General features: G+C 33.9%; 14 protein-coding genes. 1 reads left to right on the plus strand and 13 read right to left on the minus strand.

Annotation, left to right across the window (positions count from 1 at the left end; genetic code table 11):
* Positions 1-10: 10 nt before the first annotated feature.
* From DMA14_RS08020 to DMA14_RS08045, 6 genes are all read right to left on the minus strand, one after another.
* Positions 11-1,990, minus strand: a complete 1,980-nt coding sequence (locus DMA14_RS08020) for a DUF349 domain-containing protein (protein WP_111424227.1) — start codon at positions 1,988-1,990, stop codon at positions 11-13.
* 249 nt (positions 1,991-2,239) lie between these two features.
* Entirely contained in the window at positions 2,240-2,992 is a 753-nt protein-coding gene (locus DMA14_RS08025; protein ID WP_111424228.1) for a lipid A phosphoethanolamine transferase, read from the minus strand.
* A 54-nt stretch (positions 2,993-3,046) separates the two neighbouring features.
* The gene (locus DMA14_RS08030) at positions 3,047-3,799 is read right to left on the minus strand and encodes a shikimate dehydrogenase family protein (protein WP_111424229.1); all 753 of its coding nucleotides are present in this window, start codon (positions 3,797-3,799) and stop codon (positions 3,047-3,049) included.
* Between the two features lie 2 nt (positions 3,800-3,801).
* Entirely contained in the window at positions 3,802-5,196 is a 1,395-nt protein-coding gene (locus tag DMA14_RS08035) for a tetratricopeptide repeat protein (protein ID WP_111378468.1), read from the minus strand.
* Positions 5,197-5,460: 264 nt separating this feature from the next.
* Positions 5,461-6,654: an aspartate aminotransferase family protein gene (locus DMA14_RS08040; RefSeq protein WP_111424230.1), complete on the minus strand. Its 1,194-nt coding sequence runs from the start codon at positions 6,652-6,654 to the stop codon at positions 5,461-5,463.
* A 218-nt stretch (positions 6,655-6,872) separates the two neighbouring features.
* Positions 6,873-8,552: an OstA-like protein gene (locus DMA14_RS08045; RefSeq protein WP_238989930.1), complete on the minus strand. Its 1,680-nt coding sequence runs from the start codon at positions 8,550-8,552 to the stop codon at positions 6,873-6,875.
* Between the two features lie 285 nt (positions 8,553-8,837).
* On the opposite strand from DMA14_RS08045, the gene DMA14_RS08050 reads away from it, so the two are divergent.
* Positions 8,838-10,709: an alpha-amylase family protein gene (locus tag DMA14_RS08050; RefSeq protein ID WP_111424231.1), complete on the plus strand. Its 1,872-nt coding sequence runs from the start codon at positions 8,838-8,840 to the stop codon at positions 10,707-10,709.
* Positions 10,710-10,769: 60 nt separating this feature from the next.
* Here DMA14_RS08050 and DMA14_RS08055 read toward each other — a convergent pair whose 3' ends face one another.
* The 7 genes from DMA14_RS08055 to ftsH form a co-directional block, all read right to left on the minus strand.
* Positions 10,770-11,828, minus strand: coding sequence for a glycoside hydrolase family 130 protein (locus DMA14_RS08055; RefSeq protein ID WP_111424232.1), 1,059 nt, complete (start codon positions 11,826-11,828; stop codon positions 10,770-10,772).
* Positions 11,829-11,893: 65 nt separating this feature from the next.
* The gene (locus DMA14_RS08060; protein ID WP_008462756.1) at positions 11,894-12,673 is read right to left on the minus strand and encodes a superoxide dismutase; all 780 of its coding nucleotides are present in this window, start codon (positions 12,671-12,673) and stop codon (positions 11,894-11,896) included.
* 7 nt (positions 12,674-12,680) lie between these two features.
* The gene (locus DMA14_RS08065) at positions 12,681-12,950 is read right to left on the minus strand and encodes an acyl-CoA-binding protein (protein WP_111424233.1); all 270 of its coding nucleotides are present in this window, start codon (positions 12,948-12,950) and stop codon (positions 12,681-12,683) included.
* A complete protein-coding gene (locus DMA14_RS08070) occupies positions 12,951-13,604 on the minus strand; it encodes a phosphatidylserine decarboxylase family protein (RefSeq protein WP_111424234.1) in 654 nt (217 codons plus the stop codon).
* Positions 13,594-14,484 (minus strand): phosphatidate cytidylyltransferase, encoded by an 891-nt coding sequence (locus DMA14_RS08075; protein ID WP_111378462.1) that lies wholly within the window; start codon positions 14,482-14,484, stop codon positions 13,594-13,596. The genes DMA14_RS08070 and DMA14_RS08075 overlap by 11 nt, the downstream gene beginning before the upstream one ends.
* A 1-nt stretch (position 14,485) precedes the next feature.
* Positions 14,486-15,091 (minus strand): lactate utilization protein B/C, encoded by a 606-nt coding sequence (locus tag DMA14_RS08080; RefSeq protein WP_111424235.1) that lies wholly within the window; start codon positions 15,089-15,091, stop codon positions 14,486-14,488.
* Positions 15,092-15,209: 118 nt separating this feature from the next.
* Complete coding sequence (gene ftsH, locus DMA14_RS08085) at positions 15,210-17,135, minus strand: ATP-dependent zinc metalloprotease FtsH (protein WP_111378460.1); 1,926 nt, start codon at positions 17,133-17,135, stop codon at positions 15,210-15,212.
* Positions 17,136-17,144 lie beyond the last annotated feature (9 nt).

The raw sequence follows: 17,144 nt of genomic DNA on the forward strand, positions 1-17,144 counted from the left end.
TCGACTAGAATTACTCTTGTCCTAAGTTTCGAAGTTGCTTCAATTTGTCTTTCCATACGTCAAGGCTTTCTTTGTGAATAGCAATGTTTTTGCGTACTTCTGTAACAATTGAATTCTCTTTTTTAGCATTTTTTGTATTGGTAAAGAACTGAATGTTGTTTTCTAATTGGAAAATTTCATTTTGAACTTCTTCAATTTTACGCATAATAAAGATTTTTTCATTGTCTAATTTACGTGTATCATTGCTGTCAGATAAAGAATCAAGGCGATTTGCAAAACGCATCATTTCAGATTCTTTTTTGCTTAAGCTTAGTTTTTCGAAAAGAGCATCTAAGATTTTATTGAATTTCCCTTCGATATGTCTTCTCGAAAAAGGAACTTTTCCGAATCCTTTCCAAGTTTCAATATGAGCTTTAATTGCATCTAAATCTGTTTTATGATCTCCAGTTAATTGGAAAGCTCTTAAAACATCTAAGTAAGCTTTTTTATTGTCAAAAGCTGCTACTTCTTCGCTGTTTTCTTCAGATTTATGTTCTTTTAATTTGTCAAAATAATGGTTGCAGGCATCCTTAAATTCTTTCCAGATTTTGTCTGAATATTTTTTAGGAACGTGGCCAATTTGTTTCCATTCTTCCTGGATTTGTTTCATTACAGGAGTTGTAGCTTGAAAGTCTGTGCTTTCCTGTAATTCTTTAGCTTTTGCAACAAGAGCCAGTTTCTTATTTAAATTATCGTTTTGATCTTTTTTAATGTCTTTATAAAACGAATTTTTGAAAGCATTGAAATTTCTAACGGCAGTTTTAAATGCAGCCCAAGTTTCTTCATTAACTTCAGAAGGAACTTTTCCAGCAGCAAAAAACTCATTTCTTAAATCTTCTACTTTTTGAATCTGAACAAGCCATTGCGAATGAGAGTTTACTTTTTCACTTCCAAGAGCTTCAATTTTGGCAATAATTTCTTTTTTGGCTTCAAGATTTTTTTGCTCATTTGCTCTTTGGCTTTCAAACAAAAGTTCTCTCTTATCGTGTATTTTCTTGGTTAGTTCACTAAATTGATTCCAGATGACGTCACGGTGCTCTTTAGAAACTGGTCCGATTTCTTCTTTCCAGATTCTGTGTAAATCCTGTAATTCACGGAAAGATTTGCTTACATCAGCATCGTTTACCAATTCTTCAACGCGAGCTATAATTTTTTGTTTTAATTCTAAGTTGTGTTTAAAATCTAAATCTCTAGCCTCACGGTCTAAATGAAGGTAATCGTAGAAGTTTTCTACATGAAAATGGTAATTATTCCAAACGTGATTGTATTTGTCTTTCGGAATAGCTCCTGCATTTTTCCATCTTTCTCTTAATTCATTAAAATGTTTAAGAGTGTCCTTTATATTTTCCTGTGGATTAATTAGTTCCTTTAATTCTTCAACAATAGCCAGACGATTATCTAAATTAGTTTTTAAATTAGTCTGTAAATGTTTAAAATGCGCATTTCTTTTATCTCTAAAAATACTATAATACTCATCGAATTTTGATTTTAGAGGCAGATGATATTCAAACTCTTCGTTAGGATCTGGATTAGAAGCTAAAAATTCTTCTTTTTTCTCCTCTATAAGATGGTGATATTGTAACAGAAAAGCTTTTTTGATTTCTTCGATATGATCTTTTACAGACATTACCTTGTCTATATTCACCAGTTTTTTAAGTTCATCAACAAGAGCATCTAGAGAGAATGTATTGTAATCCTGCATAGGAATGTCGTGACGTTCCTTTAGCGTTTCGTCTTCGCTTTCGGCAGCGTTCGAATTGGTAATAACGTCTAATGCTTCTTGATGAGCATCACCTTGATTAGCTAATTCATTTTCAGTTTCTGGAATCAAATCTTCGGTCAGAGTTTCAGAATCTGAGGTTTCAATTGCATCATTTGCTATAGAATCATTTACTTCGATTCCAGTTTTTCCGTCTGCTTCATGCAGGTTATCATTCTTTTCTTCTAACATCTTAAAATGTATAAGGTTTTTATTCTAAACAGTGCGAAAGATAGTAAAGGTGTTTCTAAATACAAAATAAATCCTTTGATTATACGCTAATTTACGGTGAAATTCTTATTGTTTAATTCAATTAACCAGTATGATATATTAATTTTTGTCGTTTTAATTGATAAGATAGAAATAATATTTTTTGCGATTTTTCAATGAAAAAAGAAAATAATCATAAAAAGGGAAGCTGAATCAATAGTTTGTTTCACATCAAAATAGAATTAGCAGACCTACTTCCATTCCAAAATTATATGATTTTTCACCTCCAAAAGCTGCGCTAGGGTGTACATAAACTAAATTTGTTGGGGTGATTTTTCGACCAAATTCCATAAAAGCATTGTTTTGAAAGCCATCCAAAACATAATTATATCTAAAACCTACATCTGTAGCAATCCAATTTTTTCCAAAAAACCATAATAAGTTGTTTTCTAAAAGAGTTACGCTCACATCACTTCGGTTGCTTGATCCCGCAAAACTTTGGGAATGCTCAACAGTTGCAAGCCATAAGAATTTCTTTTGATTGAAATATTTTGCAAAGATACCTGCTGGAATTACTACCCATTTCCCTGTACCAAAACTTGGGTCTGCAGCAGAATTTGAGATAACACGGGTTCTAAGACCAATTCCACTGGTTTTTTTAAAATAAGGGATAAAACTAAGCCCAACACCTACATCACCAAGCCCGGTTTGATTGATAGAATTAGAATTGGTTGAGATTAAAGGCAAATCAAATCTCAGATTCCAAGCTTTGTTGCCAATTGGCTGTAAAACACGCAAATTGGTAGTATTGTACGAGCCATTCTTAGTGTCTAAATACTCATTGTATAATAGAATGGTTTGTAGAAAGTAATGATATCGAGGTTCAGCAAACGGACTATTGCTTCTGTCTATATCTTCGTCTTGGGCTGTTGCACGAGCTATAATAAGAAAAAAAATGCTAAAGTAAAGTAAATGTTTTTTCATAACTATCTGCAAATGAGTAGACTAATTTACGAAAATTACTTTAACATTTTATTTTTATTTGTTCCAGATTTTCCAAGCTTTTTCAGCTTGAAAAATGAGCATATCGTGCCCGTTTTTAATAACAGCGCCTTTTTCTTTCGCTTTTCGCAGGAAAGTAGTTTCTGCAGGATTATAGATTAAATCGTAAGCAATATGTTTTTCTGTAAAAAACTCGTATGGTAAAGTCGGACAAGCTTCAATATTAGGGCTTGTTCCAACTGGCGTACAATTAATTATAATTTGAAAATTATCAAAAGTAGTTGCGTTAATCAAATCATAATCAATGATGTTTTCTTTTGCTTCTCTAGAGACAAAAGTGTATGGAATGTCTAATTCATCCAAAGCAAAAGCAACACCTTTAGAAGCGCCTCCTGTTCCTAATATTAGGGCTTTTTTATGGTGTGGTTCTAATAATGGTTTTAAAGACTTTTTGAATCCGTAATAATCGGTGTTGTAGCCTTTTAATTTACCGCTTTTAGTAAATTTAATTGTATTGACAGCGCCAATTAGAGTGGCTTTTTTTGATAATTTATCTAAGAAAGGAATAACTTGTTCTTTGTACGGAATTGTAACATTTAATCCCTTTAAATCAGGATTGTTTTTAATTAATTCTGTGAAGTAATTAATCTCAGAAATGTCAAAATTCTCATAGCTGTTGCCAGCAAAAACTTCATTATTAAATTTTTCTGTAAAATAACCTTTTGAAAAAGAGTAGCTTATGTTGCGTCCTAATAGTCCAAAACGTCTTCTTAATAAAATATCAACCATTCTTATTTACGATGTTTTTCTATATAATTTTTTACTGTTTTTTTTGCCCAAACTACAGGAAACAAATCTTCGATTAGGATATAGTTGTCAAAGTTAAGGCGTAAACCATTGCTTAAGTGAAATTTAGCTTTTGTGTTGTCTTGAATCATAAAATACAATCCTGCCAAACGGTATTCGATTTCATTTTCTTCAGGAAAGTATTCTGTAGCCTGCAATAAAGTTTGGATAGCTGTTTCAAATTCTCCTAAAAATTGAAGAATATCAACCCAAAATAACCAAGTATCTAATGCATAATCTCCAAACTCAACCGCTTTTCTAAAACCAAATTCGGCTTCTTCAAAGAAATTCATTTGTTTGTTGATTGTAGCATATCTTTTCCAGTACAAACGATTCTGATTATCGATTGCCAATGCTTTATTGACAAAAAACAATGCTTTCTGATAGTTTTTCTGGCGAAGATGAAAATCTGTAATCGCAATCCAGCCTTTATCTAAAAGCGGATCTTCGTGAACAGTCTGATTATAATATTGAATTGCCTTGGCTAAATTTCCAAGTTTTTCATAACATTTTCCAATTCGAAGTAATGCATACGATGTCGCATCGTCCAATTCGATGGTTCTGTTATAGCTTTCAATTGCTTCATTGTATTTTTTTAGGCGCTCGTAGGCTTTTGCTTTTTCCATAAAGGCCCCTAAAAACTCATCGTCAATCAGCGTTGCATAATCAAATGCGCGAATTGCATTTTCATACTCTTTTACGCCATAATGCAGACGTCCAAGCTGATGCCATGCGATTTCACTGTACGGATTTCTGTCAATATATTCGTTAAGATATACAATAGCTTCTTGGTTCTGATCTAAAAATTCAAAACAATACACTACGTTATAAAGAGCAGATTGATCTTCTAAGTCTTCTTCAAGACATTTGATAAAACTCTCCTTTGCCAGCTCGAGATTATCCATGAAAAGATATTCCATACCAATTAAATTGTACACATCGGCATAATCATCAGTGTATTGAAGCGCGATTTTTAACAGTTCAACTGCTTTTTCGTGCTGATCTCTTTTGGAACAGATATTGGCTTTCTGGATGTAGATTTCCTCGTTGTTAGGTTCAATTGCGTATAACTCATTCAAAAGCTTTTCAGCGATCTCGAGTTTGTCATCATAAACTAGCATTTCTACTTGTACTAATTTTAAGCCTGTAGATTTTGGATGCTGGTCTAATGCAAGTTTTAAGGCCTTTTTTGCTAAATTAGCCTTACCTATGTCTAAATAATGAAGAATTATTTCTTCGAATTCTTCAGAATCAAAAAAGAGTACTTTGTTAGTTTTTAACATTGACTCAAATTTGGATAGGGATAGGTTATAATCTTCTTCTTCGTTGCTTAATTGCATACTTCGTATATTTGAAATTAGCCTGTTATAAATTTAGGCAACCATATAATCGCTGTAAGGATAGGAAATTAATTGTTTTGAACAATTTAATTAACAATATATGGCGTTTTTTATTCTATTTTGGGAAGAAATCTCCTTTATTATTAAGGGATTAGCTTCGGTTTTGTCATTTTTTTATTTGTACCGGAAGACTTTTTTGAAATATAAATTGAGCATTAATTTCTGTCAGGTTTATTAAAAATAGTGCTCAAATAATTTTATAAGTTAGTTGTTGTTCTTCTTCATTATTTCATCCATCACGTCTAGAATAATCGCACAGCCTTCTCTAATTTCGTCTTCAGAAATAGTCAAAGGAGGTGTAATTCTAATTGCGCATCCTTCAAATAAAAGCCAGAATAAAATAAGTCCTCTGTCTTGACAGCTTAAAATGACTTCGTTGGTAATGTCTGCCGATTCTGTCATAGCGGCAAGCATTAATCCTTTTCCTCTAACTTCTGTAATCAAAGGATGTACCAAAAGCGATCTGAAGAGTTTTTCCTTCTCTAGCGTTTCTGCCATTAAATTTGTTTCAGTTAATTCTTGCAAAGTAGCTAAACAAGCTGACGCAATGACAGGATGACCTCCAAAAGTGGTTATATGTCCTAATTTTGGGTTTTCAGTTAAAAGATCCATTTTTTCGGCAGAAGCAGTAAAAGCACCAACAGGCATTCCGCCACCCATTCCTTTACCCATAACCACAATATCGGGAACAACATCGTAATTCTGGAAGCCAAAAAGTTTTCCTGTTCTTCCAAAACCTGGCTGGATTTCATCAACAATCATTAAAGCTCCAACCTCATCACAACGTTCACGAACTTTTTGCAAAAAGTTGTTTTCAGGCTGAATAAATCCCGCACCACCTTGAATGGTCTCTAAAAGAATTGCTGCTGTTCGAGTAGTTATCTTCTGTAAATCATCTTCGTTATTGAAAGTGATAAAATCAACGTCTGGAAGCAAAGGCCTAAAAGCTTGTTTGCGTTCTTCAAATCCCATAACACTCATAGAACCCATCGTGTTTCCGTGATAAGCATTGTGACATGAAATAAGTTGGCTGCGTCCTGTAACGCGTTTGGCTAATTTTAGCGAACCTTCAATCGCTTCTGTACCAGAATTAACCAAATAGGTTTTGTTTAAAGACTCTGGAAGCAGAGAAGCCATCATTTTGCAGTATTGGACAGCTGGACTCTGAGAATATTCTCCGTAAACCATTACGTGCGAATATTTATCTAACTGATCTTTTATGGCTTGATTTACTCTCGGATGTTGATGTCCTAAAGTACAAGCCGAAACTCCAGCAACAAAATCTAAATATTTTTTATCGCTTGTGTCGTATATGTAAGAGCCAATGGCATGCGAAACTTCCATTCCGAGTGGGTAAGGAGAGGTTTGCGCTTGGTATTTTATAAAATCTGGATTCATTTTTTTTAGCTTCTAAGTTGCTGAGATACTAAGATTCTGAGCTTCTATGTTTTTAACTGTAAACTGTGACCGCGACTGAAAACTTTTTTAGGTTAAGTTGCAAAGGTACTGAGGTTCTAAGGTTTTTGACTTTACGATTAAGTTAACTTTGTGGTTTAAACAATCGCAAAGCATTGTAAACTGTGACCGCGACAGAAAACTGTCACTGAGACCAAAAACTACTTGCTTTTGGCTTTCGTGTCTGTCTTAGCAGTAGGTTTCTTTTTATCGTAATTTAAGGTCTCTTTCCTGACTTTTAAGGGAACGTTTTTACCTTTTTCTTCTTCGTCTTTTCCTTGTTTAATCAGTTTGTCATTTTCTTCATTTTCTTCTGCGGTAAAAATATCATCTTTCGATTTTATTCTTTCGTCGCCACGCCAATTCATCCCTCTTAGTTTACGAGCATTTTCGGGAAGTTCATCTTCAGGAAAAATATCTCCGTCGACTTTGTTGAAGAACGTAATCGTTTCAATAGCATTGTTTTCCAATATCATATTGATTTTACTGCTAACGTTTTTATTAATCCCGATTAGTTCATGGGCATCGTTCCGCATATAATAAATTACTTCGGTATTTTTGATAACATCAACATCATGAAGTTTTCCATCTCGGAATTTTCCAAACAAATTGAGTCCCTTGACTTGATTAAATCCTGTTCCGAGCGTGTCCTTAGATAAGACGAAAGTATTATTGAGTACTTTCAAAGAGTCAATTTTCCTTGTTTTATTATCGCCAATCAAATGCATTACATCTCCTGTAATCTGGTTGTCACCATTCCAAAGAATCGGATTTCCAATCAATTTTGTTAAGGCTATTTTAGAATCAGAATGTATCGAGTCGCATTTACCGCTCATATCGGTTTTGTAGAAACGAACATTTTTATAAGCTCTCAAAATTCTTTCTCCTTCTTTTCCTGTAACCATTAATTTTTGTCCGTGAATGTAAACCGAATCATTCTCAACAAGATTTACAGCGACAGCCCTTTTGGTTACAAACATCGAGTCTTTCAGTTTGTAAAGCTCTGCATAATGGCCTTTTACAATTCCTTTATTGATAGAATCGGTGATTTTTACATTTCGGGTTGCCGAAGCAAATTCGGTATTTCGATTATAAAATAAACTGTCGCCTTCTATACGCCTGTCATCATATTTGATGTAAGATTTTCGTAGAAAATGTGCTAAGTTTTTCTTAGTGTCATAAAAACCTTTTTCAGTATAAATGTAATTGGCTTTACTCGTAATCGTTGAGGGACCAAGAAGATAGGTGTGACCAGAATTGCTGTAATAATCCAAATGATTTGATTTAATCACATATTTTGGATTCGTAATTGTAACTTCAGTCAAAAACTGGAATTTCTTTTCTTTTACAAAATATCTTCCAGATTTACTTACCAATGTATTGTCTTTGTTTATGATAGTACCTTTGGTGTTGTAAAATGCTTCCTGAACATTTCTGTCAAAATTAATAGTGTCGGTCTGCAGAGTAGCATCTGGCGAAGTTAAGACGGCATTTCCTGTGGCAAAAGCTTTTTTTGCATTACCGCTATATTCAGCATATTTACTATTCAGAAATAAAGTATCCCCTTGTACTAATTGTACATTTCCGAATGCTTTTAGATAATTCTCTTTTTGAAAAAAATAAGCTTTATTGCAAGTTAATACAACTCCATCGTGGTTTACTTTTACATTTCCAGTAAGTAAAAGCGCATCAGGTACATTAACCTGATCTACATCAGAAAAGTCAGCATTCTCGATGACAATTGTTTTCGGAGATTGTGCAGGTTTTTTTGCTTGTGCGAAAGTGAATTGAACGCTTAAAAAAGACAGACAAATAAATATGAAAAAGAGTGATTTCTTCAACTGATTAAATTTTTGTCAAATTTATAAAAAAGGTTAGAACCTCTCGCCGATATTAGCATTAATTTATAATAAGTCATCAACAGTCTAATGTTGAATTTGGATGTCAATTATTTTTTCAACAAAATGTCAAACTCTCACGTTGTAGTAGTTGTATTTTAAGCTAAAAACGGTGTAAATTAGATAAGTCGTTTTCGGAGTTTTAAAAAATGAGCTATTTTTAGAAAATTGTTTTTGACGCTTTTGGCGTTGAAACCAAAAAAGTAAGATAAGAATAGCCTAAAATATATGATAAGCAAAAGAATAATTGCAGCCGGAATAACATTAACGTTATTATTTTCAGCCTGTAAAACAAAAGATTTAAAAATGAGCACAGCAAAAGAACAAACTACTGCGAATAAAAAAATTGTGGTGTATCAAGTCTTTACGCGCCTATTTGGAAACAAAAATACAAACAACAAACCTTGGGGAACTATTGAAGAAAATGGTGTCGGAAAATTTAATGATTTTACAGACAAAGCTCTTCATGAAATAAAAGATTTGGGAGTTAATTATATTTGGTATACAGGAGTTCCACATCATGCTCTAGTGCGTGATTATACGGCGTATGGAATTTCAAATGATGATCCAGAAGTAGTAAAAGGACGTGCTGGTTCTCCTTATGCGGTAAAAGATTACTACAACGTAAATCCGGATTTGGCTGTAGATCCTGCAAAACGATTAGAAGAATTTGAAGCTTTAATCAAACGAACTCATAATGCAGGTTTGAAAGTGATCATTGATATTGTTCCAAATCACATTGCGAGAAAATATGAAGGAAAAACAAATCCGGAAGGAGTAAAAGATTTTGGAGCAGATGATGATGTTTCGGTTGAATATAAACGTAACAATAATTTCTATTATATTCCACAGCAGCATTTCGAAATTCCAGATGGAGATATTCCTTTAAACGGAGAGAAAAATCCGCTTATTGATGGAAAATTTGATGAAAATCCTGCGAAATGGACTGGAAATGGCTCTCGTAAAATTAAACCAGATCAAAATGATTGGTACGAAACGGTAAAAGTAAATTACGGAGTGCGTCCCGACGGGACTAAAGATTTTCCTGAACTTCCTGCTGGTTTTGACCAGAAGACCTATCAAGAACATTTCGCTTTTTGGCAAGATAAAGATGTTCCTGATTCTTGGAAGAAATTTAGGGATATTGCGTTGTATTGGACAGCAAAAGGTGTTGACGGATTCCGTTATGATATGGCAGAAATGGTTCCGTATGAGTTTTGGAGTTACATGAACTCTTCTATCAAAATGAAAAATCCGAATGCGTTTTTATTGGCCGAAGTTTATAATCCGAATGAATATCGCAATTATATTCGTTTAGGGAAAATGGATTATCTGTATGATAAAGTGGAGACTTATGATAAGCTGAAAGATATTATTCACGGGAAATCTTCTCCAGACGAATTAACAAAAATCCAAAATGGAATGTCAGATATAGAACATCATATGCTTCATTTTCTTGACAATCATGATGAACAGCGTTTGGCAAGTCCGGAATTTGCTGGAACGCCGGAAAGGGGAAAACCTTTAATGGTAGTTTCGGCAACAATCAGTACTTCACCAACTATGATTTATTTCGGACAGGAAGTAGGAGAGGCTGGAAACGAAAATGCAGGTTTTGGAAAACGTTCCAGAACATCAATTTTTGATTATATCGGAGTTCCTAATCATCAGCGCTGGATGAACGGAGGTAAATTTGATGGAGGACAACTTTCAGAATCCGAAAAACAGCTTCGCGATTTTTACAAACGATTATTGAACTTTACTATTAATAGTAGTGCTCTAATGGGAAGTTTTGAAGAAATTCAGACTGTAAATCGCCAAGGTAATTCTAATTATGATGCGTTATTATATAGTTATGTTCGTTGGTCAGAGAGTCAAAAATTAATTGTAATTGCTAATTTCTCTTCAGAAAAAGAAAGCGAATTTGATTTGAAAATTCCTTCATCTATTATTTCAAAGTGGAATCTTAAAGATGGTTCTTATGTGCTTGTAGATAAAATATATTCAGCGAGTAAAACTTATTTTACAGTTAAAAATGGAGAAGGTTCTGCAAGAGTTAAAATAAAGCCTTCTGAATCATTTATTTATGAAGTGAATTGACGAGGAAAATGTTTTAAAAAAGAAACTTGTTTAGTAATTTCTAGACAAGTTTTTTTGTTTTCAGACCTTTTTTAGCAAAGAAAAAATCTCTTTTATAGAAAATGTTGCTCCGCAGACAAACTCGTCCGAAGCGCCATAATAAATTGTTAGTGTGTCATTATCAGGATCAAGAATATGACCGTTTGTAAAAACGACATTTCCGAAGAAACCGCTTAATTCATAATTTGTTTTCGGAAACATAATTGGTGTTTCAGTTCTTGAGATCACTTTTGAAGGATCTTCTAAATCTAACAAAAAAGCACCTAAACAATATTGGTGAAATTCATTGGCTCCGTGATAAATTTCGAGCCAGCCTAATTCTGTTTTTATGGGAGCTGCACCAGCGCCGACTCTTTTGCTGTCCCAGTTTCCTTTTCTGGTTTTGATAATGCATTTATGATTCCCCCAATGAATGCCATCTGGAGAAGAAGCTATCCAAATGTAGTTTCCTCCGATATCGACACTGCTCGGACGATGCAGCGCATAGAATAATCCATTTATTTTTTCTTCAAAAATAGCACAGTCTTTATTGTGAGGTGGGAAGATGATTCCGTGTTTTTGGAAATTTTTCCAATCAGAAGTGGTTCGTAAACCGACGCCTACGCCACTAGGAGAAACAGAAGTAAAAGTCAGGTAGTATTTACCTTCAATTAAAGAAACACGACAATCTTCAATCCCAAAAGTTTCTAATATTCCTTCTCCAACTAAATGCGGATAATTTTCGGGTTCATAAAACTGTTTTCCATCTTCACTGCACAACAATCTAATATGGGATAATGTAGTTAAGTAATCAATGCCTTGATAATTGATTACGCGTGCATCTGTTGCAATAAGTTCGGGATGATTTTTTAGAATTTCAATAATTTGGATTGTTCCTGTTTCTGTTAGAATTGGAAACGAGATGATGTTTTCGCTTTGTTTTGGTCTTTCGGCAACACGTACAGCCAGCCAGATTTTGCTTTGAAACCGAAATACGCCAGGATTCAATAGGCAAGTAACTTCTAAGCCTTCTCTGCTTGGCGATATATCTGACGGCGATAATAAAGGGTTTTCTGTAAAACGATTGGCAATGTCTTTCATGATCTTCGTTTAAGTACTCAAAAGGTATAAAAAAAAGCTGATACTTAATTGCATCAGCTTTTTTTCTATACTTTTTTAACCTTTTTGAGTGCTTCAACGTAATATTCGTTTACTTTTTCCCAATTTATATGATTGTAAAAGGCATCAATATAACTGCCTTTTCGGTTTTGGTAATCTAAATAATAAGCATGTTCCCAAAGATCGATTCCCATAATTGGAGTTCCCGGAATCAAAGCATTTTTCATCAATGGATTATCCTGATTGTCTGTCGTTGTGATTTGTAATTTGCCATAACGGTCCACAACTAGCCAAACCCATCCAGAACCAAACTGCTTTTCTGACTGTGCTTTAAATTGATTCGTCAAATTGTTAAAAGAACCAAATTCTTTATTTATCGAACCAGCTAGAGTATCTTTTGGAGTTTGCTCTTTCGGACTTAGAATATTAAAATACAAAGTATGATTATAATACCCGCCTGCATTCTGACGAAGTTTTAAATTGGTAAGGGGCATTTTTTTTAAAATGTCCTCAATAGGCATGTTTTCAAACTCAGTCGAAAGAATTTCTTTGTTGAAATTGTTTGTATACGACAAATAATGCTTAGAATAATGTGTTTCTAAAGTTAAGCTTCTAATGTCTGGCGCAAGTGCATCATAATTAAATGGCAATTTTGTCATTTCAAAAGAACCAGGATCGGCTTTAACATCATTTGGTGAGCCAATAGTTATTTTTTCTTCTTTTGTTGGAAGAGGAACTTCAACTACTTCAACCAGCTTATCTTCTTTACAGGAAAATAATAGTAAAAATGAAGCTAAAGTGCTGAAAAGAACAACGTTTTTCTTCATAATGTTTTTATTTTGATGTTAGTGAATTGATGATCTCGATATAATTTTCTTTGGCTTCGTCTACAGACATATGGCTTATCTGCATCCAGGCATTAGTTTTAAAAGCATCTCGTAAATCAAAATTTTGAGATTGATTGTAAACTGCTGTTCCAAAGGTAGCCTGTTTGTAAAAAGCATAAAGTCTTAACTGCACGTCTTGTGGCAGCGTAGCCTGAGTCATTGTCATTGCGACTTCTACGGCCTTAGCAAAGCGAATATCTAAATCTTTATCAGCCATTTATGCTTTTGTAGCAATAATTGTTTTTCCGCCAATTGCTTTCTGATTTAACTCAACATTGATTGGTGTGCCTAAGGGTAAAAATAAATCTACTCTTGATCCAAATTTAATAAAACCAGCGTCAGTTCCTTGAACAACTTGCATTCCTTCTTTAGCATAGTTTACAATTCTACGTGCCAAAGCACCTGCAATTTGTCTGTATAAAATAGCACCGAAAGTTTCGTTTTCGATTACTACAGTTGTTCTTTCGTTTTCCTCACTTGCTTTCGGGTGCCAAGCAACTAAGAATTTACCAGGATGATATTTGCTAAATTTAATGATACCATCCATAGCGTAACGTGTTACGTGCACATTGATTGGTGACATAAAAATAGAAACCTGTAAACGTTTATCTTTAAAATATTCTCCTTCATAAACTTCTTCGATAACCACCACTTTTCCATCAACAGGAGCTAGGATGTGATCGCTGTTTCTAACTGCAATTCTCTTTGGGTTTCTGAAGAATTGTAAAATAATAATCAAAATTACAACCGCTGCAATTTGAATAAGCATTCTAAGCCAATTGATATCTATAAATCTTTCAGCAATTAAAAGTACAGCTACAGTAAATACAGTACCTAGTAAAATGGACGGGCCTCCCTCTTTATGAAACATAATATAAAATTTGATAAAATAAAAATATAATTGGTGCTACAAATATAACACTATCTAATCGATCTAAAATACCTCCATGACCTGGCATTATGGAACCGCTGTCTTTTATGCCTGCAATTCGTTTAAATTTGGATTCTATTAAGTCTCCTATAGTTCCAAAAATGCTGACAATTAATGCGATAATCGTCCAGATTAAGATCGATGTATTGCTAAATTCAGGTTTAGGCTGAATATAGAGTTTGGAAATTAAAAAACCGGCAAAAGCAGCAAATACAACACCTCCAAGAAAGCCTTCAATTGTTTTTTTAGGGGACACTCGTTCAAATAATTTGTGTTTTCCCATTGATTTTCCAACCAAATAAGCAAAAGTGTCATTCGTCCAAATCAAAACAAATAATCCCAAGATAATTTTCGGATTATAATCATTTGTTCCAAAAGAGATTTTTACAATAAATACAAAAGGGAGCGTAATATATCCTAGAAGATATAGGTATTTTGAAGAAGTGCTTACTTTTTGTACAGAATCATAAAATAAAAATATGATACATTTTATAGAAACGACAATTGTTACGGCTAGAAGAACTAAATCTAGCTGTTTGATATTGGTTTCTAAACTGATATTAGAATTGAATGTATCGTTTATAAATTTTGTTGTCTGTTTGTTGTAATGGCTTACAAGAATAATTGTAGCATAGACTAAAGTCCCAAAGAGAATAGAAAATACTTTGTTCAGGTTTACGATATTAGAAAATTCATATATCGTGATAATCAGGAAAACACCAAAAAGGGTAATGAAGCTTTCTGTAGAAAACAATATCGAAGTTAATAATAAAGCGATATAAACAGCACCAGAAATGGTTCTCTTCAGCGTTTCGTTCATCTTAAAGGTCTTCTAAAAGCAGTAAATAAAGGTTTTTTGCAACACTTCCGTATTGAGTAAAATCTTCGTCTTTCGCTTTTTCGAAATATTTTATGGTAGTGATATTAGTAGGTATGTCTCTTTCATATTTACGTTTTATAGCACTCAATCCGTCGCTTTTCATTGGTAGGATTTGGCTGGTAGTGGCTATAATGACAATATTTGCAGGTAATTCGTTTGGTTTGTTTTGTCTAATTTGTTTTGATGAAAATAAAATGGAACCTTCATCGGCAATAAGGTTCTCGCAGCTTGCCAATAAGAATTTTGGTTTAACAGGAGCGATGTAAAATAATTTATTTTCGTCCAATAAGCTAAATAAAGCAGGCTCATAGCACAAAACTTCTTGTTCAAACCAGTCGTTTTCTTCGAGAATGTTTTCAAACTGCTCAGAAACTTCTCCCATGTTTTCGCAGTACAAGAATTTACCTCCATTTTTTTTGAAATTGAAAATAAATTGCTCATCTAAGGATAAATGACTGTTCTGCGCAGAAGTCCCTGCATATTCGCTTTCGTTCGCTTCGTCAGAAGCGGCCTCACTAGAGCCAAATATTTTTTTGAAAAAATTCATTTTTTATATGAAATACTTTACATGTTAATTGAAAACGTTCAAAGATAAAAAAATCTTAATTCAAAAGGGACTTTTGAATTAAGATTTTGAAAAATATTATTATGTATTTGGTGATTTCTTATGAAACTACCTCTTCTAAATTTTTGTCGAAAGTACGTTTTCCGAAGATGTTTTCTAAGTCATCTTTGAAAATTACTTCTTTTTCAATCAGAATATCAGCAAGTTGGTTTAACTTGTCTTTGTTTTCTTCTAATATCTGAATCGCTCTTTGGTACTGACCTTCGATTAAATCTGAAATTTCTTTGTCAATAATTTTTGCTGTTTCGTCAGAATATGGTTTAGAGAAATTGTATTCACTCTGTCCAGTTGAATCGTAATACGTCACGTTTCCTATTTTATCGTTCAATCCGTATATAGTTACCATTGCACGAGCTTGACGCGTTACTTTTTCTAAATCGCTTAATGCGCCAGTAGAAATTCTGTCAAAAGTTACTTTTTCAGCAGCTCTACCACCCATTGTAGCACACATTTCGTCTAACATTTGATCAGTTCTAACGATTTGTCTCTCTTCTGGCAAGTACCATGCAGCTCCTAAACTTTGTCCACGTGGTACAATAGTTACTTTAATAAGTGGTGCAGCATGTTCTAACATCCAGCTTACAGTAGCATGACCCGCTTCGTGAATTGCAATTGCTCTTTTTTCGTCTGGAGTAATGATTTTGTTTTTCTTTTCAAGACCACCAATGATTCTATCAACAGCATCAAGGAAATCTTGTCTGTCAACTGCAGCTTTGTTGTTACGTGCTGCAATAAGAGCAGCCTCGTTACAAACATTAGCAATATCAGCACCAGAGAACCCTGGAGTTTGTTTTGCTAAGAAATCTAAATCTAGACCTTCAACTTTTTTGATAGGAGCTAAGTGTACTTTAAATATTTCAGCTCTTTCGCGAATGTCTGGTAAGTCAACAAAGATTTGTCTGTCAAAACGTCCTGCACGCATTAAAGCTTTGTCTAAAACATCAGCTCTGTTGGTTGCTGCCAAAACAATTACATTAGAGTTTGTACCAAAACCGTCCATTTCTGTCAGTAATTGGTTCAATGTGTTTTCTCTTTCGTCGTTTCCGCCAGACATATTGCTTTTTCCTCTTGCTCTACCTACAGCATCGATCTCGTCAATGAAGATAATAGCAGGAGATTTTTCTTTAGCTTGTTTAAATAAGTCACGTACACGTGAAGCACCAACTCCAACAAACATCTCTACGAAATCTGAACCAGAAAGAGAGAAGAACGGTACTTGCGCTTCACCAGCAACAGCTTTTGCCAGTAAAGTTTTACCAGTTCCCGGAGGCCCTACAAGTAAAGCCCCTTTTGGAATTTTACCTCCAAGATTTGTATATTTTTCTGGGTTCTTAAGGAATTCAACAATTTCTTGAATTTCTTCTTTAGCACCTTCTAAACCAGCAACATCTTTAAACGTAGTTTTGATATCTGTTTTTTCATCAAACAATTTAGCTTTAGATTTTCCGATATTGAAGATCTGTCCGCCACCTCCAGCGCCTCCGCCAGACATTTTACGCATAATGAAAATCCATACACCAACAATGATGATGATAGGAAGTAAGCTGATTAAAATATCGCTCCAGTTATTTTTTTGAAGGAAATTATAATCCTTCAATTTATGTTCGTTAACTGCTTTTTCAAGTTTAGTCTGAAAGATTTGATCATTACCAATTTCCAAAGTATAGTGTGGACCTTTGTTTGGCTGTTTGAAAATATCTTCAGCTACTTTTTTATTTGCTGGGTCTTTAAGAGCCGCAGCATTCAAATATACCTCAGCTTCTGCTTTATTGTAAACAATTACTTTTTCAATCTGGCCTTTTTCTAAAAGGGTATTGAATTTAGAAGAAGTTAATTGAGCAGGTTCGCTTAAGCTTGATCCTCCTGTGGCAAAACTTATGAATAAAAAAACTAAAAGTATTGCGGTGTATATTAACCAAGGACTTATTTTAAATTTATTCGGATTTGGATTATTATCTTTAGCCATTTAATGAAA

The organism is Flavobacterium sharifuzzamanii (assembly GCF_003254585.1).
GTDB classification, from domain to species: Bacteria; Bacteroidota; Bacteroidia; order Flavobacteriales; family Flavobacteriaceae; genus Flavobacterium; species Flavobacterium sharifuzzamanii.